The organism is Thioalkalivibrio sp. ALE11 (assembly GCF_000381205.1).
Classification (GTDB): Bacteria; Pseudomonadota; Gammaproteobacteria; order Ectothiorhodospirales; family Ectothiorhodospiraceae; genus Thioalkalivibrio.
Genome location: NZ_KB906178.1, coordinates 20,443 through 39,472 on the forward strand (window position 1 = coordinate 20,443; position 19,030 = coordinate 39,472).

The window sequence follows — 19,030 nt, forward strand, 5'->3', positions numbered from 1 at the left end:
TCGGATTGGTATCGGGTTGGGGCGCGCCGGATGATGCGCGCCTGATTATTCTTCCAGATCGAAGCGGGCCGTACGGTCGTCACGGACATGCTCGTCAAACGCCACCGGCTCGCCGTTCAGCGTGAGTTCGACGCCGGCGGCATTGCCCAGGACCGCACGTCCGGGGAGTTCCAGCTGCAGTTCCTCGCGCGTGCCCGGCGAGAGCACGCCGGTCAGAACCACCGCTCCGTCCGTGTCACGGATCTCGACCCAGGACGTCTCATGAACCTCCAGGATCAGTTCGGCCTGCCCGTCCACGGCCGGCGCCGTTTCGGCCGCCCCGGTCGTTCCCTCGGTGATTTCCCCGGTGATTTCCTCGGGGGCTTCGACGATGTCGGTTTCCTCGCCGGCCGTGCCGGCCTCATCCAGCGGGGCCGGCGCAACCGGTTCGTCGATCCCCGCATCCTCGGGCACGGTATCCATGCGCGTGTCCGCCGCGGTCTCCTCCGAACCTTCCTCCGCAGCCGGATCACGTTCCGGCCGGGCAAGGGGTTCCGGCGGTCCGATCGCCGGCGTTTCGGCCTCAACGGTCCCTGTTTCGGTGTCGGTGTCCGTGTCGGGGGAGGTGTCGCCCTCGGTGGCACCGGCCCCCGGCTCGTCTCGTGGCCGGTCTTCGGCCGGATCTTGCCCCGCCGGCTCGTCCGGTGTGGTCTCCGTTTCCAGAGCCGGCACGCCTTCCAGCCCGTCCCCGATCCCGAACTCCCGCAGCGCGTCCACCGAGACGTCTTCCGCCCAGAACACCGTAGCGACGGCCAGCAGACCCACCACCAGCGCCGCCGCCAGCCAGTACGGCCAGACGGAGCGCCGCAGGGGGCGATGCCTGCGGGTCGCGACCGGGCGCGGTGCCGGCTCCGCCGGGGCACGGCGATCATACGCCTGTACCCAGGGCTCGGGATCCACCCCGAGCTCCCGGGCACAGGAGCGCAGATAGCCGCGCACGTAGGCCGGGGTCATGTGCTCGAAGCGATTGGCCTCGAGGTCCTGCAGCAGTGCCTTCCCCAGATGGGTGCGCCGGGAGAGTTCGGCAATCTCGAGCCCGGCCCCCTCGCGGGCCACGCGCAGTCCGCGTCCCGGCTGCGCATCCTGCTCGTCGCCTTCGCCGCCACCCTGGCCCGTGGGATCGTCCTCGGGCTGGTCGCGAGTCGTGAGGCCCGCGGCCACGGGCGGTTCATCGGGCCCCGGCACGCCCGGGTCCCCGCTCAGTGGAGGCCGCGAGGAAGCCGTATCGTCGACGTCCTCGACGCGCCCCAGATCCGGATCCCGGCTGCGCCGCTCAGTCACTCTCGCGCTCCAGGCGCCGCAGCCGTTCGGCTTCGTCACTGTCCGGGTATTCTTCACGCAGGCGGTCCGCGCAGGCACTGGCGTTGCGATCCCGTCCCAGCGCGGTTTCCGACTGGTAGCACAGCAGCAGCGTCTCGGCGTTCTCGATGCCGCGACCGCTCAGCCGCTGCAGGAAGGCGCGCGTCTGCATCGGCTGGCCCGCCTGATAACTGACCGACGCCAGCTCGAGGAGCGCACGCGGATTCTCCGGGCTGCGTTCCAGTGCATCCCGCAGGCGCTGCTCGGCACGCTCGTATTCACCCGCATCGGCGTAACAGGACCCCGAATTCAGGAGCGCAACATCGCGCCGGTCGTAATCCACGTTGTTGATCGCCTTGTCGAACAGCTCCTGGGCCCGCTCGAACTCGCCCTGGCGGCAGAGCATCGCGCCGGTGCTCACCTGGATATGGGGATCGTCCGGGTCCTGCGCCAGCGCCACCTCGTAGTGTTCGACCGCCTCGTCGACCGCCCCACGGCGTTCATACACCGTCGCCATCCCCAGATTGGCCATCGGATGCCGATGGTCGAACTCCAGCGCCCGCTTCAGGCTGCGTTCGGCCTGTTCCATTTCGCCTTCCCGCAGATAGCCGATGCCGAGCTCCGCATTGATATCCGCCGCTTCTTCGCCATCGCGCCCCGTTTGCCGATCCATCCCGGCACAACCCTGCAGCAATGCCACCAAAACCAGCATTGCGGCCGCCTTCCCCTGCCAGCCACCGCGCATCATCACGATGCCCTCCGTTCGGTTCCCGGGATCTCCGCATGCAGACGGATCATGCGCATCCCGCGATTGGTACGGTCCTCCACCTGACCGACGAGCTGACCGCAGGCGGCGTCGATGTCATCGCCGCGCGTGCGCCGCACGGTGGTCACATAGCCGGCCTTCTGCAGCAGGCGTTCAAAACGTTCGATGTCCGCCTCGGAGGGCCGGTCGAACGGCGCACCCGGAAACGGATTGAACGGGATGAGGTTGAGCTTGCACGGCAGCTCGCGCAGCAGCGCCGCGAGCTCGCGCGCATGTTCCGGCCGGTCATTGACCCCGGCCAGCAGCACGTATTCCACGGTAACCCCGCTGTGCGATCCCGTTGCTTCCACATACCGTCGGCAGGCGTCGATCAGCGGGGCAATCGGGTATTTCCGGTTGATCGGCACCAGCCGGTCCCGCAGCTCGTCATTGGGGGCATGCAGGCTCAGAGCCAGGGCGACATCGGTGTGCCCGGCCAGGCGGTCCAGCGCCGGCACCAGGCCCGAGGTGGACACCGTCACCCGCCGGCGGCTGAGGCCATAGGCATTGTCGTCGGTCATCAGCTGCAACGCCGGGACCACCGCATCGAAATTGGCCAGCGGTTCGCCCATGCCCATCATGACCACGTTGGTCACGGCGCGCGGACGCCCTTCGGGCGCCGGGAGGCGCTGCATGGCCAGCCACACCTGACCGATGATCTCGGCGCTGGTCAGATTGCGGTTGAACCCCTGCTGCGCGGTGGAGCAGAAGGTGCAGTCGAGGGCGCAGCCCACCTGAGAGGACACGCACAGCGTGCCGCGACCGCTGTCGGGGATGTAGACGGTCTCGATGGCGTTGCCATCGGGGAGACGCAGCACCCATTTGACGGTGCCGTCGTCGGAGGTCTTTTCCAGCGCGACCTCGGGCGGCCGAATCTCCGCCTCACGCGCCAGTCGCTCGCGCAGCTTGCGCGAGACGTTGGTCATTGCGTCGAAGTCCGTGACCCCGTGCTGATGCATCCACTTCGCGACCTGGGTGGCGCGAAAGCTCGGCTCGCCCCATTCCCCGAACAGCTCTGTCAGCTGATCGCGGCTGTAACCCAGCAGGTTGACGGGGGCGTGGTTGGGCAAGGACATTATTACGACCGATTGGAGCGGATGCCACAGTGTACTTCGCCCGGGCACCGCATGCCTACAGGGCGACCCCCATCGGCAGGAGGCCGACCCTCCGGCCGATCGGGCGCCAGCGGAACATCCTGTGCCCGGTCGGGCAACGCCGGGTCGGCCAGGGGGCTGGCCTCCTACGGGTCGAACCCTGCCCCGGCAGGAGGCCGACCCTCCGGCCGATTGTGCGTCCGGCGCACCTCCTGTGCCAGGTCGTGCCACGCCGGGTCGGCCAGCGGGCTGACCTCCTGCGGGTCGAACCCTGCCCCGGCAGGAGGCCGGCCCTCCGGCCGATTTCACGCTCCTGCGGTTTGACCGCAATCGCCTCAGCGGGTGCGCGGGCAGACACCGTCATCGCCGAAGAAGAACGCGATCTCGCGCTCGGCGGTGTCCGCGGCGTCGGAACCATGCACCGCGTTCTCGTCGATGGAGACCGCGTAGTCGGCACGGATGGTGCCCGGGGCCGCCTCGGAGGGGTTGGTCGCGCCCATGATGTCGCGGTTCTTGGCGATGGCATCCTCGCCTTCCAGAACCTGCACCATGACCGGACCCGAGATCATGAACTCGACCAGATCGTTGAAGAACGGGCGTTCCTTGTGAACTTCATAGAAACGCTCGGCCTGGGCGCGATCGAGGTGCATCATGCGCGCGCCCACGATCTTCAGGCCGGCCTTCTCGAAGCGGCTGTAGATCTCGCCGATCACGTTCTTGGAGACGGCGTCGGGCTTGATGATGGAAAGGGTACGTTCTTCGGCCATGGGGCGGCTCTCCTGTAGGGGCAATGGTTCGACTCGGGTCGCCACCCGCTCCCGCAAACGCGAAACCCGCCGGATGGCGGGTTCCCGATGCGAACGCGGTCACGGGGCAACATGCGGCGCGCAGTGTAGCGGCCCGGCCGGCGCGCGGCAACGGCCGCGCGCCCCGTACGAGGCCAGCCTCTGGCCGATCCGGCGCGGTAGATGGGCCGGACGGGGAATCGGCCGGAGGGCCGGCCTCCCACCGGGGACAGGGTTCAACCTGTGGGAGGCCAGCCCCCTGGCCGATCCGGCGATTCGGCGCCGCCGCTCAGTCGTCGACGTCCGCCTCGTCCATCCAGGCGAGCTGGATCGCCTCCAGGATGCGCTCGCCGGACCGTTCCGGATCGTCATCGAACTCCGGCAGTTCCACCACCCAGTTCCTCAGGTCAACGAAGTTGACGTTGCGCGGATCCACGTCCGGATGCTCATCCGCAAGCTGCATCGCGATTTCGCTGGTATCAGTCCATTTCATGACCGCACTCTCCCGCTGATCAGTGGTGCTCGGACACCTGGTTGATGGTGTACTTGGGCAGCTCCACCACCAGATCCGCATCGCTCACGACCGCCTGACAGGACAGGCGCGAATCGGGCTCGAGCCCCCAGGCCTTGTCGAGCATGTCCTCTTCATCCTCGCTGGGCTCCTCGAGGCTGTCCATCCCTTCGCGCACATACACGTGGCAGGTCGTGCAGGCGCAGGACTTCTCGCAGGCGTGTTCGATCTCGATCCCGTTCTTCAGGGCGAGATCGCAGATGCTGATGCCCGGCTCGGCCTCGATGGAGGCGCCCTCCGGACAGATTTCTTCGTGCGGCAGAAAGATCACCTGTGGCATGGGTCAGTTCCCTGAGTCGTCGTATTCGGAGACGTTGTGCCCCGCCAGTGCGCGGCGGATGCTGTCGTTCATGCGGCGCGCGACGAAGGCCTCGGAGGCCTGCTCGACGCGCTTGCGCGCGGCCTCGATCGCGTCCGGATCCTCGCCCCGGCCGCGTTCTTCGGCCAGGGCGTCGCGGGCGCTCTCGATACTCGCGCGTTCCTCGGCGTCCAGGTAGCGGTCCCCATCGGTTTCCAGCGCGGCGTTCAGCGCCTCCAGCACGCGATCGGCCTCCACCTGCTCCTCGCGCAGGCGGCGCGCCTCCATGTCGTCGCGCGCCGCCGAGGCGGAATCACGCAGCATCTGTTCGATCTCGGCATCGGTCAGGCCGTAACTGGGCTTGACCTCCACGTGGGCCTCCACGCCTTGGGTCTGCTCGCGCGCGGTGACGCTCAGCAGGCCGTCGGCGTCCACCTGGAAGCTCACGCGGATGCGCGCGGCCCCGGCGACCATCGGCGGGATCCCGGACAGGGTGAAGCGTGCCAGCGAACGGTTGGCGTCCACCACGTCGCGCTCGCCCTGCACCACGTGCACCGACATGGCGGTCTGACCGTCCTTGAAGGTGGTGAATTCCTGCGCCCGACTGACCGGGATGGTGGTGTTGCGCGGGACAATGAACTCGACCAGCCCGCCCATGGTTTCCAGTCCCAGCGACAGCGGGATCACGTCCAGCAGCACCAGCTCGGTGTCCGGCTTGTTGCCGGCGAGGATGTCGGCCTGTTGCGCCGCGCCGATCGCGACCACGCGATCCGGGTCGATACCGGCGCGCGGTTCGCGGCCGTAGAATTCCTGCACCGCCTCGCGCACCGCCGGCATGCGGGTGGATCCGCCCACCAGCACCACCTCATCGATGGCGTCGCGCTCCAGACCGGCATCCGCCAGCACCTGGCGGCAGGAGTCGAGGGTGCGGTCCAGCAGCGGCCGCGCCAGTTCCAGCAGGCCGGCGCGATCCAGCTGCCCCTGCCATTCACTGCCATCGGCGCGCGTCACCCGCACCTCGGTGGTCTCGGCTTCGGTCAGCGCCTCCTTGGCACGGCGCGCCTCCAGGGTCACGCGGCGCAGGCGCTGCGGGTCACTTTCGCCCTGCATGCCGGCCTGCTCCAGCAGCCACTCGGCCACGCTGCGGTCGACGTCGTCTCCCCCCAGCGCGGAATCCCCGCCGGTGGCCAGCACCTCGAACACGCCGCGACGCAGCTGCAGGATGGAAATGTCGAAGGTTCCGCCGCCGAGGTCGTACACCGCGATGGTGCTTTCCTCGCCCTGGTCCAGCCCGTAGGCGACCGCCGCGGCGGTCGGCTCGGAGATCAGGCGCAGGACATTCAGGCCCGCAAGCTGGGCGGCGTCACGAGTCGCCTGGCGCTGGGCGTCGTCAAAATACGCCGGCACGGTGATCACCACGCCTTCCAGCTCATCACCCAGGCTCTCCTCGGCGCGCGCCCGCAGGCTGCCGAGGATATCCGCGGAGACCTCGACGGCGCTCTTGTCCCCGGCGGCGGTCTCGATGCGCGGCACGCTCGAACCGTCTCCGGTCTTCAGCCGGAACGGCAGCTCGCCCGAGAGCGTCGCCACGTCGGATGCCGCGCGGCCGATCAGGCGCTTGACCGATGCGATGGTGTTGTGCGGATCATCGCCGGCATGCTCCGCGGCCTCGTATCCGACCTGCGCACCGTCCGCCGAATAGTGCACCACCGAGGGCAGGATGTGCCGGCCCTGTTCGTCCGGCAGGGTATCGGCCTCGCCGCTGCGGACCGTCGCCACCAGCGAGTGAGTGGTGCCCAGGTCGATGCCCGCGGCCAGGTGACGCTGGTGCGGGGCGGAATCAACGCCGGGTTCGGTGATCTGCAATAACGCCATCGCGTTCGGCTCCTGATGAAGCTCTCGGTCGGGGGGAATCTTCCGCCGGCGTCGGTTACGACGCCAGCGACTGTCGGGTTCGCTGGAGCTCCTCCAGCAAACGGTCGAAGAATCGCAGCTCGAGCACCCGATCACGGGCATCGTCCGCCGGTTTCTCCGGATCGGCCAGGGCCGTGGCCACTTTCTCGCGTGCCTCGGCCCGCGCCCCATTCAGCTCGTCGGCCAGGGTATCCAGCGCCGCGGCATCGCCGGCACGTTCCGCATCTTCCAGGCGTTCCCGCCATTCGATCTGGGCCTCGATGAACCCCATGTGCCGGCTGGTGTCGCGTTCGGGATCGAATTCGAACCCCGCCCGCTCCAGGATGTGCAGGGCCCGCCGATAGTCGTTCGCCAGGATATCGTGAGCCTCGTTCACGTCCGCCGCCATCGCCGCGGCCATGCGCCGCGCCTGATCGCCCTGACGCACGAAGCGGTCGGGATGAAGCTCCGCCTGCAGGCGCCGGAAACGTTCCTCCAGGGCACCGCGATCCACCTCGAAGGCGACCGGAAGATCGAACTGTTCAAACGGATCGTTCATCGGCCGACTGTCATCCCTTGTCCGTAGCGAAAACCGGGCCCGCAGGCCCGGCAAAGAAAAGGGGTGAGCGGGACGCCCGTATCCGGACGATCCCGCCGCACCCCGCGCTGGCCCGGTACCTTCAGACGTTGAAGCTTTCACCGCAGCCGCAGCGGGCCTTCTCGTTCGGGTTGTTGAAACGAAAACCCTCGTTCAGGCCTTCCTTGCCGAAGTCGAGCTCGGTGCCGTCGAGGTACACCAGGGACTTGGGACTCACCACAAGCTTCACCCCGTCGACCTCGAACACCGTGTCCGTTTCCTCGACCTCGTCGGCGAACTCCACCACGTAGGCCATGCCGGAGCAGCCGGTGGTCCTCACCCCGAGCCGCACGCCGACACCCTTGCCCCGCTGTTCGAGGAAGTGCCGGATGCGGTCGGCCGCGCTGTCGGTCAGTGTGATTGCCATATCGTCTTCAGGCCGTCTTCTGTTCCGGTTCCTCGGCGCCGTGCTTCTCCTGATAGTCGGAGATCGCTGCCTTGATCGCATCTTCGGCCAGCACCGAGCAGTGGATCTTCACCGGCGGCAGCGCCAGTTCTTCCGCGATCTGCGTGTTCTTGATCTGGCTCGCTTCTTCCAGGCTCTTGCCGCGCACCCATTCGGTGAGCAGCGAGCTGGACGCGATCGCCGAGCCGCAGCCGTAGGTCTTGAACTTGGCGTCCTCGATCACGCCATCGTCGTTGACCTTGATCTGCAGCTTCATCACGTCACCGCAGGCCGGCGCACCGACCATGCCGGTACCTACCGCCTCGTCGCTCTTGTCGAAGCTGCCGACATTGCGCGGATTTTCATAATGATCCATCACCTTGTCACTGTAAGCCATGGTATCTCTCCTGTTCGCGTACCCGTGGGTGGATGTTCCGGGACGGCCTCAGTGGGCCGCCCATTCGATGCTCTTGAGGTCGATACCGTCCTGGTACATCTCCCAGAGCGGAGACAGTTCGCGCAGTTTGCCAACGGCCTTGTGCACGATGTCGATGGTGTGGTCGACCTCTTCGACCGTGGTGTAGCGGCCGATGGAGAAGCGGATCGAGCTGTGCGCCAGCTCGTCGTCGCGACCCAGGGCGCGCAATACGTAGGAGGGCTCCAGACTGGCCGAGGTACAGGCCGAGCCGGAGGAAACCGCGATGTCGCGCAGCGACATGATCAGGCTCTCGCCCTCCACGAAGTTGAACGACACGTTCAGGTTGTGGGCCACCCGGCGTTCCTTGTCGCCGTTGAGGTAGACCTCTTCCATGTCATCCAGCCCTGCCCACAGGCGGTCGCGCAGCATGCGGATACGTTCCAGCTCGCTGCCCATCTCTTCGCCGGCGATGCGGAAGGCCTCGCCCATGCCCACGATCTGGTGCGGCGCGAGCGTACCCGAACGCATGCCGCGTTCATGCCCGCCGCCGTGGATCTGCGCCTCGATCCGCACGCGCGGCTTGCGGCGGACGAACAGCGCGCCCACACCCTTCGGACCGTAGGTCTTGTGGGCGGAGAAACTCATCAGATCCACCGGGAGTTTCGTCAGATCGATGGCCACCTTGCCGGTCGATTGCGCGGCGTCCACATGGAACACGATGCCGCGTTCGCGACACAGGTTGCCGATCGCCTCGATGTCCTGAATGACACCGATTTCGTTGTTCACGTGCATGACCGATACCAGGATGGTGTCGTCACGCATGGCGTCCTGCAGCTCCTGCAGGTCGACCAGACCATTCTCGTCGACCCCCAGATAGGTCACTTCGAATCCTTCGCGCTCCAGCTGGCGGGCCGGGTCCAGCACCGCCTTGTGTTCGGTCTTGACCGTGATGACGTGCTTGCCCTTGCGCTGATAGAAGTGCGCGGCACCCTTGACCGCCAGGTTGTCGGCCTCGGTGGCCCCGCTGGTCCAGATGATTTCCTTGGGGTCCGCCCCCACCAGCGCCGCGACCTGCTCCCGCGCGTTCTCCACCGCCTTCTCGGCGTCCCAGCCGAAGCTGTGGCTCCGCGAGGCCGGATTACCGAACAGACCGTCCCGCGTCAGGAATTTCTTCATCTCCTCGGCGACGCGCTCGTCCACCGGCGTGGTCGAGGAATAGTCGAGATAGATCGGCAGTTTCAGGTCACTCATCACGCATTGCTCCTGTCCGCGGCCGCCACCGTGGCGCCCGCATGATCGTTTTCTTTTCCGGTCGAGCCGTGCACCGTCACCGGATGTTCGCCCTGCTCGCGCGCCTGCACGCTGGCCTCGTGGCGTTCCAGCACCTCGGCCAGCGAACGATTGCTGAGAAAATCATAGAGCTGATCGCTCAGATCCGCCCACAGATCGTGGGTCAGGCAGCGCGACTGCTTGTTGCAGTTGGCCTTGCCACCACAGCGGGTCACGTCCACCGGCTCATCCACCGCCACGATGATCTCGGCCACGCTGATCTCGGCGGAATCGCGGCTGAGCGCGTAACCGCCACCGGGGCCGCGACTGGACACGACCAGCCCCTTCTTGCGCAGACGCGAGAACAGCTGCTCCAGATAGGACAGGGACAGCTTCTGCCGGCCCGCCACTTCGGCCAGCGAGACCGGCCCCTCGCGAGTATGGGTCGCCACGTCCAGCATGGCGGTGACGGCGTAACGTCCTTTGGTCGTCAGTTTCATGGCTCGATGCGCCTTCTTGTTCAGGTTGCTCGAGAGCCTAGCAATTCCTGATCAAAAAGGTCAACTATTACCCTGCTGTTTGCGGGGCGGGATTTCGCAGTCATCCGGTTCCAGCCCTTCCAGGTCGCAGGGCTCCAGCGGATGGCCGGTATCCTCGCCCATCGCCTCGCCCGGGTCGATGCCCGCACGCTTGAGCGCCTGACAGGCCTTTTCCATGCGGTCATCCAGCTCGTGGACGCGGTCCACGATGCGGTGCAGGGCGTTCGCCACCGGGTCGGGCATGTCCCGGGTGACACCGTAGGCGTCGAAACCCATGCGACTGGCCGCCTGCTGGAAACGCGGATCCGGCTCCGGGCGCGGCCCCAGCACGCGTGCCGGAATCCCCACCGCCGTCGCGTCGGCCGGCACGTCCTTCAGGACCACGGCATTGGAACCCACCCGGGCACGATCACCGACATGGATCGGGCCGAGCAGCTTGGCGCCGGCCCCGATCACGACCTCGTTGCCCAGAGTCGGGTGGCGCTTGCCGCCTTCCCAGCTGGTCCCGCCGAGGGTCACCTGATGATAGATGGTGCAGTCATCGCCGATCTCTGCGGTCTCGCCGATCACCACGCCCATCCCGTGGTCGATGAAGAAGCGCCGCCCGATGCGCGCGCCCGGGTGGATCTCGATGCCCGTCAGCAGCCGCGCGAAGTTACCGAGGATCCGTCCGAGCCAGCGCATGCGGTGATTCCACAACCAGTGCGCGCCACGATGAAACCACAGCGCATGCAGACCCGGGTACGCCGTCAGCACCTCGAAGGCATTACGGGCGGCGGGATCGCGCGCAAATACGCAGCGGATATCCTCGCGCAGGGTCTTGAACATGGTTACGGTCTCATTCCTGAGTTATTCGGTAGGGTATCACAGCCGCAACACCGCGCTCACCGGCCCCGCAGGGTGTGCGTCAATATGCCGCGCAGCAGCCGCACCTCCGAGGCCGTCGGTTCCGCGCGCAGGTACAGATGGCGCAACCGGCGCATGGTGTGGCGCGGATTCTCCGGATCGAGCACCCCGATGCTCTGCAGGGCCTGTTCGTAGTGGGCGAACAGCGCTTCCAGCTCCGCATGGGTAGCCGCAGGATCCCGCTCCGCCGCCGAGGCCTGGCATACCGCAGCATCCGGTTCCCCGGTCCCGGCCAGTGCCGCCCGACGCACCGCCCAGGTCATGATCTGCACGCTGCCGGCGAGATTGAGGGAGGAAAAATCCGGGTCGGTGGGGATGCGGACGAACGCGTGGCAATGATCCAGCTCTTCGTTAGTCAGGCCGCTGTGCTCGCGGCCGAAGACCAGAGCCACCGGCCCCTCGGCCGCCCCGCCGAGCACCCGCGACGCGGCACCGTCGGGCTCCAGCACCGGCACCGAATGGGTGCGCGTGCGGGCGCTGGTCCCCACCACCTGATGACAGTCGGCGACCGCCTCGGTCAGCGTGTCGACCACCGTGGCCCCTGCCAGCACGTCGTCGGCACCGGACGCCAGGGCGGTGGCGTCGGCATGCGGGAAGCGCTCCGGCGCCACCAGCGCCAGGTCGCGCATGCCCATCGCCTTCATGGCGCGGGCCGCAGAGCCGATGTTGCCGGGATGGGTCGTGCCCACCAGCACGATCCGCACCCGGGCGGCCGCGCCCGCACCGATCTGTCGATGCTCGTCAGTCTTTGATTCCATGGCACCCCTGCCCCTTCCCATGCGGGCGCGATTGTACACCGCCCCGCGCCGGCTGGCCCGCACACTTCCAAAGCCTCGATGCGTTGTGTATCGTTCGCGACCTTCGGGGGCGTCCGTGCGCCGGCCCCGATTCCTTCCCAAGCGATGTCGGAGAACCCTCATGCACCCCATGCTGAACACGGCGGTATCGGCGGCCCGCGCGGCCGGACGCATCACCACCCGCGCCTGGGGCCGGCCGGACCGGATGAACACGCGCGAGAAGGCCCGCAACGACTGGGTCAGCGATGTCGACGTCAACGCCGAGCAGGCGATCGTCCAGACGCTGAAGAAGGCCTACCCCGACCACGCGATCCTCGCGGAGGAGGGAGGCAACCAGCCCGGGGCCACCGGCGCCGAACACGAGTGGATCATCGACCCGCTGGACGGCACCACCAACTACCTGCGCGAGATCCCGCAGTACGCGGTGTCCATCGCCCTGCGGCAGAAGGGGCGCCTGGAACACGCGGTGGTGTACGACCCCCTCAAGGAAGAACTCTTTACCGCAACACGCGGTGGCGGCGCCTTCCTCAACAACCGGCGCATCCGCGTAGGCCAGCGCAAGGATCTGGCAGGCGCGCTGCTGGGAACCGGTATCCCGTTTCGCGAGGGGCAGGACCTGGAACGTTATCTGCGCACCCTGCGCCACATGATCCCGGGCACGGCCGGCATTCGGCGGCCGGGTTCCGCGGCGCTGGATCTGGCGTGGGTCGCCTGCGGCCGTTTTGACGGCTTCTGGGAGATGGGCCTGCAGCCCTGGGACATGGCAGCGGGACTGCTGCTGGTGCAGGAAGCCGGTGGCCTGACCAGCGACTGGCAGGGTGGCAACGAGATCTTTCGCAAGGGCGATGTCGTGGCCGGGAACCCCAAGGTCCTGAAAACGATGCTGCAGCGTCTGCACGCCGCGGAGGTGGAGGGACGCAAGACCGAAAGCCCGCACGGCGAAGGCTGAATCGCCCGGGACGGTCATCGGCCCCGCTCCGCTCCCGCAGCCACGCCCTCATATCCCTGTGGGGGCGGGCTTCCTTGTCCGTCCCTGCCCTCCCCCGAATCAGGGCGTTCTCAGGGCGTCGCATCCTCCTCGTCCGCCCCTTCCTTCTTCACCGGCAGCAGCACCTGGCGGTCGACCCCCAGCATCAGCGCCGCCGTGGCCGCGATGAAGATCGAGGAGTACGTCCCGACGATGACACCGATGATCAGCGCCACCGAGAAGTTCTGCAGAGCCGCCCCGCCAAGGAAGAACAGCGCAAACAGCACCAGCAGGGTCGTCATACTGGTCACGATGGTTCGTGCGAGGGTCTTGTTGACCGCATTGTTCATCACGAACTCGGTGCCCTGCTTGCGCAGGACCCGGAAGTTCTCGCGTATGCGGTCGTACACCACGATGGTGTCGTTCAGCGAGTAACCGATCACCGCCAGGACCGCCGCCAGCACCCCGAGGTCGAACTCGAGCTGCAGTGCCGAGAAGATCCCCAGCGTGATCACCACGTCATGTACCAGCGCCAGCACGGACCCCGCGGCGAAGCGCCACTCGAACCGCACGGCGACGTAGATCAGGATCCCTGCCAGGGCGTAGATCATCGCCAGACCGCCCTGCTCGCGCAGCTCCTCGCCCACCGACGGTCCGACGAACTCCACCCGCCGCAGTTCGGCACCTTCCGGGCCCCCGGCCTCCAGCAACTGCATGACCTGATTGGACAGCGCCGCCTCGTCCGGCTCGTCCTCGCGCGGAGGCAGACGGATCAGCACATCCCGCGCGGTCCCGAAGGTCTGGACCTGCGCTCCCTGGAACCCGCCCTCGTTGATGGTTTCCCGGATCGGATCGAGCTCCACCGCTTCCGGGTAACCGACCTCCACAAGGGTTCCGCCCGTGAAGTCGATGCCGAAATTGATCCCGCGGGTGGCGAGCATCAGCATGGACAACACGATCAGCACCACCGAGATCACCAGGGTGACCCGGCGCTTGCCCAGGAAGTCGAAGTTGGACTCGGCGAAGTTGAGATGCGGCAGCATTCCCCGGCTCCCGGACTTAAATGGACAGACGGGCCAGCCGCGGCTGGCGTCCGTAGGTCAGATTGACGATGGCCCGAGTCACCACGATGGCGGTGAACATCGAGGCGACGATCCCGATCGACAGCGTGATGGCGAAGCCCTTGATCGGGCCGGTCCCGAATATGAACAGCACCACGGCGGCGATCAGGGTCGTCACGTTGGCGTCGGCGATGGTGGTCACGGCGCGGTCGTAGCCCGACGCGATCGCCGCCTGCGGCGACATGCCATTGCGCAGCTCCTCGCGGATGCGTTCGAAGATCAGCACGTTGGCGTCCACCGCCATGCCGACCGTAAGCACGATCCCGGCGATCCCCGGCAACGTCAGCGTGGCCTGCAGCATCGACAGCACCGACACGATGAACACCAGATTGAGCGCCAGGGCGACGTTGGCGATCACGCCGAACACCCGGTAGTACAGGATCATGAACAGCATGACCAGCACGAAGCCGATGATGACCGACTGGATCCCGCGGTCGATGTTCTCCTGACCCAGGCTCGGGCCGACCGTGCGTTCCTCCACGATCGACATGGGTGCGGCCAGCGCCCCGGCCCGCAGCAGCAGTGCCAGATTCCGCGCTTCGGTGGTGGAATCCAGCCCGGTGATCTGGAAACGCCCGCCCAGCGGCTCGTTGATGCGCGCGACGTTGATCACTTCCTCGCTCTGCGAGCTGCGCATCACCACTTCGCCGTCTTCTTCCTCGGTCTCGATCGTGGTCTCGATGAACACCGTGGCCATCAACCGGCCGACGTTGTCCGAGGTCACGCGCGAGAAGATGCGAGCGCCCTGGCCATCGAGATTGATGAACACCGCAGGCCCGCCCGTATCGTCGGCGATGCCGGACGAGGCATCCGTAATGAACTCCCCGGTGAGCATGACCTGCCGCTGCAGCAGCACCGGGGTGCCGTCACGTTCTTCGTACAGCCGGGTCCCGGAAGGCACCTCGCCGGTTTCGCGGGCCTCCATGGGGTCCCCGCTTTCGGACACCAGCCGGAATTCCAGCGTCGCGGTCGCACCCAGCACTTCCTTGGCGCGCGCGGTGTCCTGCACGCCCGGCAGCTGCACCACGATGCGATGCTCGCCCTGCTGGGCGATCAGCGGCTCGGCCACGCCCAGCTCATCCACGCGGGTGCGCAGCGTGGATATGTTCTGTTGCAGCGCCTGGCGGCGCAGTTCGGTCAGGTGCTCCTCCTCGAGAGTGCCGACCAGCAACCAGTCGTCGTCCTCCCGGCGCGAGGCCCACTCGAGCTCGCCGCGATATTCACGGCTCAGCCAGCTCTCGGCCTCGTCGCGTTCGCCCTCACTGGCAAAGCGAATGCGCAACTCGTCACCGCCATCCTCGAGCGCGGAGAAACTCAGGCGTTCCTCGCGCAGACGGGGACGCAGCTCGTTGGTATAGCGTTCGATGGCCGTACCGATCACCGCATTGAGGTCGACTTCCATCAGGAAGTGCACCCCGCCCCGCAGATCGAGCCCGAGCGACATCGGCTGGCCATTGATGGCACGCAGCCAGTCGGGCGTGGCCGGCGCCATGTTGAGCGCAACCGTATGGTTGTCGTCCAGCGAATTCCGCAGGATTTCCGCTGCCCGCGCCTGCTGGTCCGCGGTTTCGAACCGCAGCAGCAGCTGGCCGTCACGGCGCTCGGCCCGCATCGGGGTCAGGCCCTGGGCACCAAGCACGGTACCGATCACGCCCTCCATGTTCTCCTCGACTTCCCCCGCCATGGGGTTGTCGATCTGCACGGACGGATCTTCGGGGAACAGGTTGGGGGCGGCATAAAGCAGCCCGATCGTCACGACCACGACGATCAGGGCATACACCCACACCGGATAGGAGTTGCGCATCGGCTACGGGCCTTCAGAGGTCTTTCAGGGAACCCTTGGGCATGACGGACTGCACGGACTGCTTCTGCACGACGACGTTCACGCCATCGGCCACATCGACGTGAATGAAGTTTTCGCCGACTTCCGTGATCTTCCCGGCCATGCCGCCATTGGTCACGATCTCGTCACCCTTCGACAGGGACTCGACCATGGAGCGATGTTCCTTGGCCCGCTTGCTCTGCGGACGAATGATCAGGAAGTACATGATCGCAAAGAAGATCACGATCATGATCAGGAATTCGATCAGGCCACCACCGGCGGCCTGGCCTTCCTGCGCGTGGGCGGCGGAAATCAGGAAATCCATGCAGCTTCTCCGTTCAGCAAATCGGTTCGGTCAAACAGGCGGCGCGAATTATGGCACAGCAGGCACGTCCATGCCGCGCCGGCCATAGAAATCCGCCACGAAGGCATCCAGAGCCCCTTCGGCAATCGCCTCGCGCATCCCGCGCATCAGGTCCTGGTAGTAATGCAGGTTGTGTGTGGTCGCCAGCCGCGAGCCGAGAATCTCGTTGCACTTGTCGAGGTGCTTGAGATAGGCCCGCGAGTAGTTGCGGCACGCGTAACAGCCGCACTCGGGGTCGATCGGGCGGGTATCGTCGCGGAACCGGGCATTGCGGATCCGCAAAACCCCCTCGCGGGTATACAGAAAACCGTTGCGGGCGTTACGGGTCGGCATCACGCAGTCGAACATGTCCACCCCGCGGCGCACCGCCTCCACGATGTCCTCGGGCCGCCCCACGCCCATCAGATAGCGCGGCTGTTCCACCGGCAGCTCCGGCAGGGTCACGTCCAGGGTGGTCAGGCGTTCGTCTTCCGGCTCGCCCACCGACAACCCGCCGATGGCGTATCCGTCGAAACCGATCGAGCGCAGGCCCGCCGCCGACTCCCGGCGCAGCTCGGGGATCATGCCCCCCTGCACGATACCGAACAGCGCCGCCGGGTTGTCCCCGTGGCCCTGACGCGAGCGGTCCGCCCAGCGCAGCGAGAGCTCCATGGAGCGGCGCGCTTCGTCATATGTCGCCGGATACGGGGTGCACTCGTCGAAGATCATCACGATGTCCGAGCCCAGCTCGCGCTGGACCTGCATCGACGACTCGGGCGTCATCAGCACCTTCGAGCCGTCCACCGGCGACTGGAAGCGTACGCCTTCCTCGCTGATCTTGCGCATCTCGGCCAGCGAGAAGACCTGGAACCCGCCGGAATCGGTCAGGATCGGCCCCTCCCAGTGCATGAAGTCATGCAGATCGCCGTGCGCCCGGATGATCTCCGTCCCGGGGCGCAGCATCAGATGAAAGGTGTTGCCGAGGATGATCTGCGCCCCCAGACCCGTGAGCTCTTCGGGGGTCATCGCCTTGACCGTGCCGTAGGTGCCCACCGGCATGAACGCCGGCGTCTCCACCTCCCCCCGCGGGAAGGTCAGCCGGCCGCGGCGGGCCGCCCCGTCGCTGCCCAGATATTCAAACTGCATCGGAAGCCTCCGCGCTCGGCGGCTGATCGTCCGGATCGCCGGGTGCCAGCCACATCGCATCCCCGTAACTGAAGAACCGGTAGCGCTGCGACACGGCATGTGCGTAGGCCGCAAACAGCCGCCGATACCCGGCAAACGCCGAGACCAGCATCAGCAGCGTGCTCTGCGGCAGATGAAAATTGGTGATCATGCGGTCCACCACGCGGAACGGAAATCCCGGCTGGATGAACAGCCGGGTATCGCCCGTGAACGGCTCCAGCTCGCCATCCGCCGCGGCCGACTCCAGCGCCCGCACGCAGGTCGTGCCCACCGCCACCACCCGGCCGCCGCGCTCGCGGCAGCGCGCGACCGCCGCACACAGCTCGGGCGAGACCTCCACCCATTCCGCATGCATCTCGTGATCCGCGGTGTCCTCCACCTTGACCGGCTGAAACGTCCCCGCGCCCACGTGCAGCGTCACCGTGGCCGTCTCCACGCCACTGTCGCGCAATCCGCGCAGCAGGGTGTCGTCGAAATGCAGCCCCGCCGTCGGCGCCGCCACCGCCCCTTCTCGTCGCGCGAACACCGTCTGATACCGCGTGGCGTCCTCCTGCTCCGGCGCGCGTTCGATATACGGCGGCAGCGGCACCTGACCATGGGCATGCAGCAGGGCCGGCAGATCCTGCTCGCCCGCCTTTCCTCCGCCACACAGCGACAGGCGGAAGAACGGCCCCTCGCGCCCGGTCACTTCCACCTCGAAGGCCCCGTCCGCCAGCCACAACCGCACTCCGACGCCCGGAGCCCGGCTCGCACGCACCATCGCCAGCGCCTCGCGCCCGCCTTCCAGCACCCGCTCGAACAGGACCTCCACCCGGCCGCCGCTCGCCTTCTGCCCGAAGACCCGCGCCGGGATCACCCGCGTGTCATTGAGGACCAGCAGATCGCCCGGACGCAGCCAGCGCCCGATGTCCGCGAACACGGCATCCTCCGGCTCCCCGCCCTCCAGGACCAGCAGCCGGGACCCGGTGCGCTCCGGCAACGGATCCTGCGCGATCAGCTCGGACGGGAGCTCGTAATCAAAATCGGCAACTCGCATGGCGCGCGATCCTACCATGCCCCGGCTCGCGGGATATCGCACGGCCGTATTGCCACACCCCCTGCGTGCGCTACACTACGGGCGCTGCACGCCGGGATGGTGGAATTGGTATACACGGCGCACTCAAAATGCGCTGGCTTCGGCCTTGTGGGTTCGAGTCCCACTCCCGGCACCAGGCCGGTGTAGCTCAGCTGGTAGAGCGTCTGATTTGTAATCAGAGGGTCGCAGGTTCGACTCCTGTCACCGGCTCCATCTTTTCAACAACCTATCGCCTTCCGCGCAGTCGCTGATCCGGAGCATTCACAGGATCTCCAGGTTGTCCCGGCCCGGCTTTCGCAGATAGAAACGCCGGTTTTCCCGGACCACACGCCCGCCCGTCAACTCTTCAAGTTCGCGGCCAAGGCCGCTACTACGGGGCCCTGCATCGCCTGTGGGAGCTTGCTTGCAAGCGAACAGGTTGAGGCCGGGGCAAACGGCACCCCCCACCCATCTGTGGGAGCCTGCTCGCAGGCGAACAGGTTGAGGCCGGGGCGCGCGCCCGTCCGGTTCGCGGCCGAGGCCGCTCCTGATATGGATTGACCTGTCAACGGTTGGCTGTAGTGTTCGATCGAGACCTCCTGTTTTCCATGCCTTCGAGGCAGGGCACGAGAAGCGGATTGCGACGGTGGATCACTCTGATATACGCGGGTTGGTTACCGACCGGACTTCACTTCGTCGCGGAGCTGCCCTTCTCTACGGGCGAGGGTCAGCCCTTCCGGGGAAGGGGTGCCTCATAGGAGCGCCAGGGGTTCTCCTCACCGGCCTCTCATGCCCTGTCCCGA

Annotated in this window: 20 protein-coding genes and 2 tRNA genes; 3 read left to right on the forward strand and 19 right to left on the reverse strand. The window is 66.9% G+C overall.

Features of this window, described 5'->3' with window-relative positions; genetic code table 11:
- Window positions 1-45: 45 nt before the first annotated feature.
- The 14 genes from F620_RS0112205 to F620_RS0112270 all read right to left on the reverse strand — a co-directional run bounded on the left by F620_RS0112205 (window position 46) and on the right by F620_RS0112270 (window position 11,696).
- Window positions 46-1,320 (reverse strand): helix-turn-helix domain-containing protein, encoded by a 1,275-nt coding sequence (locus F620_RS0112205; RefSeq protein WP_019570776.1) that lies wholly within the window; start codon window positions 1,318-1,320, stop codon window positions 46-48.
- The gene (gene pilW / locus F620_RS0112210) at window positions 1,313-2,086 is read right to left on the reverse strand and encodes a type IV pilus biogenesis/stability protein PilW (protein ID WP_019022487.1); all 774 of its coding nucleotides are present in this window, start codon (window positions 2,084-2,086) and stop codon (window positions 1,313-1,315) included. The genes F620_RS0112205 and pilW overlap by 8 nt, the downstream gene beginning before the upstream one ends.
- Complete coding sequence (locus F620_RS0112215; protein ID WP_019022486.1) at window positions 2,086-3,219, reverse strand: bifunctional tRNA (adenosine(37)-C2)-methyltransferase TrmG/ribosomal RNA large subunit methyltransferase RlmN; 1,134 nt, start codon at window positions 3,217-3,219, stop codon at window positions 2,086-2,088. Before F620_RS0112215 ends, pilW begins: the two co-directional genes overlap by 1 nt.
- Before the next feature lie 353 nt (window positions 3,220-3,572).
- A complete protein-coding gene (gene ndk, locus F620_RS0112220) occupies window positions 3,573-4,004 on the reverse strand; it encodes a nucleoside-diphosphate kinase (RefSeq protein ID WP_018870398.1) in 432 nt (143 codons plus the stop codon).
- A 307-nt stretch (window positions 4,005-4,311) separates the two neighbouring features.
- Window positions 4,312-4,515 (reverse strand): Fe-S cluster assembly protein IscX, encoded by a 204-nt coding sequence (iscX, locus tag F620_RS0112225; RefSeq protein WP_018945660.1) that lies wholly within the window; start codon window positions 4,513-4,515, stop codon window positions 4,312-4,314.
- Between the two features lie 19 nt (window positions 4,516-4,534).
- The gene (gene fdx, locus F620_RS0112230) at window positions 4,535-4,873 is read right to left on the reverse strand and encodes an ISC system 2Fe-2S type ferredoxin (protein WP_018870400.1); all 339 of its coding nucleotides are present in this window, start codon (window positions 4,871-4,873) and stop codon (window positions 4,535-4,537) included.
- A gap of 3 nt (window positions 4,874-4,876) precedes the next feature.
- Window positions 4,877-6,766 (reverse strand): Fe-S protein assembly chaperone HscA, encoded by a 1,890-nt coding sequence (hscA, locus tag F620_RS0112235; protein ID WP_026279545.1) that lies wholly within the window; start codon window positions 6,764-6,766, stop codon window positions 4,877-4,879.
- Between the two features lie 55 nt (window positions 6,767-6,821).
- The gene (gene hscB, locus F620_RS0112240) at window positions 6,822-7,343 is read right to left on the reverse strand and encodes a Fe-S protein assembly co-chaperone HscB (protein WP_019570777.1); all 522 of its coding nucleotides are present in this window, start codon (window positions 7,341-7,343) and stop codon (window positions 6,822-6,824) included.
- A gap of 121 nt (window positions 7,344-7,464) precedes the next feature.
- Window positions 7,465-7,788: an iron-sulfur cluster assembly protein IscA gene (gene iscA / locus F620_RS0112245; protein ID WP_018870403.1), complete on the reverse strand. Its 324-nt coding sequence runs from the start codon at window positions 7,786-7,788 to the stop codon at window positions 7,465-7,467.
- Window positions 7,789-7,795: 7 nt separating this feature from the next.
- Entirely contained in the window at window positions 7,796-8,203 is a 408-nt protein-coding gene (gene iscU / locus F620_RS0112250) for a Fe-S cluster assembly scaffold IscU (protein WP_019570778.1), read from the reverse strand.
- Between the two features lie 48 nt (window positions 8,204-8,251).
- Window positions 8,252-9,475 carry an IscS subfamily cysteine desulfurase gene (locus F620_RS0112255; RefSeq protein ID WP_019570779.1) on the reverse strand — a complete coding sequence of 408 codons (1,224 nt, stop codon included), beginning with the start codon at window positions 9,473-9,475 and terminating at the stop codon, window positions 8,252-8,254.
- A complete protein-coding gene (locus F620_RS0112260; protein WP_018870406.1) occupies window positions 9,475-9,993 on the reverse strand; it encodes an Rrf2 family transcriptional regulator in 519 nt (172 codons plus the stop codon). The genes F620_RS0112255 and F620_RS0112260 overlap by 1 nt, the downstream gene beginning before the upstream one ends.
- 60 nt (window positions 9,994-10,053) lie before the next feature.
- Window positions 10,054-10,860 (reverse strand): serine O-acetyltransferase, encoded by an 807-nt coding sequence (cysE, locus tag F620_RS0112265; protein ID WP_019022480.1) that lies wholly within the window; start codon window positions 10,858-10,860, stop codon window positions 10,054-10,056.
- Between the two features lie 56 nt (window positions 10,861-10,916).
- On the reverse strand, window positions 10,917-11,696 hold the full coding sequence (locus tag F620_RS0112270; protein WP_019570780.1) for an RNA methyltransferase: 780 nt from the start codon (window positions 11,694-11,696) through the stop codon (window positions 10,917-10,919).
- Window positions 11,697-11,856: 160 nt separating this feature from the next.
- On the opposite strand from F620_RS0112270, the gene F620_RS0112275 reads away from it, so the two are divergent.
- Window positions 11,857-12,684, forward strand: coding sequence for an inositol monophosphatase family protein (locus tag F620_RS0112275; RefSeq protein ID WP_019570781.1), 828 nt, complete (start codon window positions 11,857-11,859; stop codon window positions 12,682-12,684).
- Window positions 12,685-12,794: 110 nt separating this feature from the next.
- On the opposite strand, the gene secF is transcribed toward F620_RS0112275, so the two are convergent.
- Genes secF through queA form a run of 5 tightly spaced genes read right to left on the reverse strand, consistent with a single transcriptional unit; the run spans window position 12,795 to window position 18,209 of the window.
- Window positions 12,795-13,745 carry a protein translocase subunit SecF gene (gene secF, locus F620_RS0112280; protein ID WP_019570782.1) on the reverse strand — a complete coding sequence of 317 codons (951 nt, stop codon included), beginning with the start codon at window positions 13,743-13,745 and terminating at the stop codon, window positions 12,795-12,797.
- A gap of 16 nt (window positions 13,746-13,761) precedes the next feature.
- Window positions 13,762-15,627 (reverse strand): protein translocase subunit SecD, encoded by a 1,866-nt coding sequence (gene secD, locus F620_RS0112285; protein WP_019570783.1) that lies wholly within the window; start codon window positions 15,625-15,627, stop codon window positions 13,762-13,764.
- Between the two features lie 13 nt (window positions 15,628-15,640).
- On the reverse strand, window positions 15,641-15,970 hold the full coding sequence (yajC, locus tag F620_RS0112290; protein WP_018870412.1) for a preprotein translocase subunit YajC: 330 nt from the start codon (window positions 15,968-15,970) through the stop codon (window positions 15,641-15,643).
- A 48-nt stretch (window positions 15,971-16,018) separates the two neighbouring features.
- Entirely contained in the window at window positions 16,019-17,134 is a 1,116-nt protein-coding gene (gene tgt, locus F620_RS0112295) for a tRNA guanosine(34) transglycosylase Tgt (RefSeq protein ID WP_019570784.1), read from the reverse strand.
- Window positions 17,124-18,209 (reverse strand): tRNA preQ1(34) S-adenosylmethionine ribosyltransferase-isomerase QueA, encoded by a 1,086-nt coding sequence (queA, locus tag F620_RS0112300; RefSeq protein ID WP_019570785.1) that lies wholly within the window; start codon window positions 18,207-18,209, stop codon window positions 17,124-17,126. Before queA ends, tgt begins: the two co-directional genes overlap by 11 nt.
- 90 nt (window positions 18,210-18,299) lie before the next feature.
- Between queA and F620_RS0112305 the strand changes: the two genes are divergently transcribed.
- Both F620_RS0112305 and F620_RS0112310 read left to right on the forward strand, forming a co-directional pair.
- A tRNA-Leu gene (locus tag F620_RS0112305) sits at window positions 18,300-18,384 on the forward strand.
- Window position 18,385: 1 nt separating this feature from the next.
- Window positions 18,386-18,461 (forward strand) — tRNA-Thr (locus F620_RS0112310).
- Window positions 18,462-19,030: the final 569 nt, after the last annotated feature.

What these genes read in the sequence shown, in the direction of transcription:
- pilW (WP_019022487.1), bottom strand. Translation starts at nt 2,086, where the DNA reads ATGATGCGCGGTGGCTGGCAGGGGAAGGCGGCCGCAATGCTGGTTTTG.
- yajC (WP_018870412.1), bottom strand. Translation starts at nt 15,970, where the DNA reads ATGGATTTCCTGATTTCCGCCGCCCACGCGCAGGAAGGCCAGGCCGCC.
- tgt (WP_019570784.1), bottom strand. Translation starts at nt 17,134, where the DNA reads ATGCAGTTTGAATATCTGGGCAGCGACGGGGCGGCCCGCCGCGGCCGG.
- cysE (WP_019022480.1), bottom strand. Translation starts at nt 10,860, where the DNA reads ATGTTCAAGACCCTGCGCGAGGATATCCGCTGCGTATTTGCGCGCGAT.
- F620_RS0112215 (WP_019022486.1), bottom strand. Translation starts at nt 3,219, where the DNA reads ATGTCCTTGCCCAACCACGCCCCCGTCAACCTGCTGGGTTACAGCCGC.
- iscU (WP_019570778.1), bottom strand. Translation starts at nt 8,203, where the DNA reads ATGGCTTACAGTGACAAGGTGATGGATCATTATGAAAATCCGCGCAAT.
- F620_RS0112255 (WP_019570779.1), bottom strand. Translation starts at nt 9,475, where the DNA reads ATGAGTGACCTGAAACTGCCGATCTATCTCGACTATTCCTCGACCACG.
- iscA (WP_018870403.1), bottom strand. Translation starts at nt 7,788, where the DNA reads ATGGCAATCACACTGACCGACAGCGCGGCCGACCGCATCCGGCACTTC.
- hscB (WP_019570777.1), bottom strand. Translation starts at nt 7,343, where the DNA reads ATGAACGATCCGTTTGAACAGTTCGATCTTCCGGTCGCCTTCGAGGTG.
- F620_RS0112260 (WP_018870406.1), bottom strand. Translation starts at nt 9,993, where the DNA reads ATGAAACTGACGACCAAAGGACGTTACGCCGTCACCGCCATGCTGGAC.
- queA (WP_019570785.1), bottom strand. Translation starts at nt 18,209, where the DNA reads ATGCGAGTTGCCGATTTTGATTACGAGCTCCCGTCCGAGCTGATCGCG.
- fdx (WP_018870400.1), bottom strand. Translation starts at nt 4,873, where the DNA reads ATGCCACAGGTGATCTTTCTGCCGCACGAAGAAATCTGTCCGGAGGGC.
- F620_RS0112270 (WP_019570780.1), bottom strand. Translation starts at nt 11,696, where the DNA reads ATGGAATCAAAGACTGACGAGCATCGACAGATCGGTGCGGGCGCGGCC.
- F620_RS0112275 (WP_019570781.1), top strand. Translation starts at nt 11,857, where the DNA reads ATGCACCCCATGCTGAACACGGCGGTATCGGCGGCCCGCGCGGCCGGA.
- secD (WP_019570783.1), bottom strand. Translation starts at nt 15,627, where the DNA reads ATGCGCAACTCCTATCCGGTGTGGGTGTATGCCCTGATCGTCGTGGTC.
- secF (WP_019570782.1), bottom strand. Translation starts at nt 13,745, where the DNA reads ATGCTGCCGCATCTCAACTTCGCCGAGTCCAACTTCGACTTCCTGGGC.
- iscX (WP_018945660.1), bottom strand. Translation starts at nt 4,515, where the DNA reads ATGAAATGGACTGATACCAGCGAAATCGCGATGCAGCTTGCGGATGAG.
- hscA (WP_026279545.1), bottom strand. Translation starts at nt 6,766, where the DNA reads ATGGCGTTATTGCAGATCACCGAACCCGGCGTTGATTCCGCCCCGCAC.
- ndk (WP_018870398.1), bottom strand. Translation starts at nt 4,004, where the DNA reads ATGGCCGAAGAACGTACCCTTTCCATCATCAAGCCCGACGCCGTCTCC.